The sequence below is a fragment of the Corynebacterium sp. HMSC066C02 genome, from assembly GCF_001814945.1.
Lineage (GTDB): Bacteria > Actinomycetota > Actinomycetes > Mycobacteriales > Mycobacteriaceae > Corynebacterium > Corynebacterium aurimucosum.
The window spans coordinates 1-1,216 of record NZ_KV818472.1; the positions used below are offsets into that span (position 1 = coordinate 1).

Annotated in this window: 1 pseudogene and 1 riboswitch; the pseudogene reads right to left on the reverse strand. The window is 55.6% G+C overall.

Features of this window, described 5'->3' with window-relative positions:
* Positions 1-33: 33 nt before the first annotated feature.
* Positions 34-438, reverse strand: a pseudogene (locus tag HMPREF2996_RS10420) (ECF transporter S component); the annotation flags it as partial.
* 57 nt (positions 439-495) lie between these two features.
* Positions 496-674, reverse strand: a riboswitch (TPP riboswitch).
* Positions 675-1,216: the final 542 nt, after the last annotated feature.

Sequence of the window (1,216 nt, forward strand, 5' to 3'; positions counted from 1 at the left end):
CCGACGTGTCTACTTTCCGGGGGTCAGGCCCGTAAACAGCTCCAGCACAAAAGCGCCCCAGCCCGCAGCCATGCCGCCAAGCATCGCAATGCCCAGACCAAAGCGGCGGTAGAGGAAGATTGCCAGGACAATCTCCACACCAATGCCCTGCGCAATTCCGGAGTACAACGTACTAATGCCCCATTGGGAGCCCAGCACCGCGGACACGATGGCTGCTAACAGCTCCACGTAGAGTGCTGCACCCGGCTTGCGGATAATCAGGCCACCGACAACACCACCCAGCAGCCAAATACCAGTGGCAATACCGCCCAAGCCCGGCGTGAGCGCATCCATGGCCTGGAACCAGGCGTAGCCCACCGTGTTCCACGCTAGGAACACAATTCCGCACGCAACACCCAGCACGGATGCCACCACGATGTCAACGACGCGCCAGTTCAAACTGCGCGGTGCAACTCCATTCGCAGGTGCGCCGCTATTAACAAATCCACCATGAGATACAGAGTTCATGATTCCTCCCTTTCGCCGGCATTATCCGGATCAGGTTCGACGGTTCGCCGCTGCATCGCGGCATCTCAGCCTCCTCAGCCAATCCATACAAAACCCAATAAGACAGAAGAAACGGAATCGGGCTAAGCGCATTCAAGGCAAACAAGGAAGCACCCGTGACGATGTGTAATTAGAAGCCGCCAGCACCCAATAGAGCACCAGCTAAGCACGCTCAAAAAGCACTGTCAGCTTAGCAAGATGTCCCTCACAAGAGCACATTTGCCTCTGCTTCAAACAAAAGAGAAACACCACCGAGAGGCACACTCAGAAGAAAAACGAAAGTACCCCGTCGCGTCCTCTGACCTACGCGACGGGGCACGTGCACACCGGCTTTAAAAAGCCCGTGGCCATGAGCCTCCACACCTGGAGCTTAAGGAAAGGAAAAGCTTCGGTAGAGACCCAAGACTAATGAGAAATAACAAATGGTATTTCGGAACTATTGAACAAACAAAATCGAGCCATGAGCCGGGCCACGCCACCGGGCTATGAAGCCCGGCAGCAATGTCCCGATTCATCAACTCTCAAGTTGGGTGGGAGGTTAACGCGCCTCCCGTGGCGGTGTTATTTGAGGGAACACGTCCCTACGCTGTGCGGATTACTTGGAGGAAGAGGAACCGTTAGAGGAACCTGCACCCGGTGCACAAGCATCAGCGATAAGGCCAATAGCCAG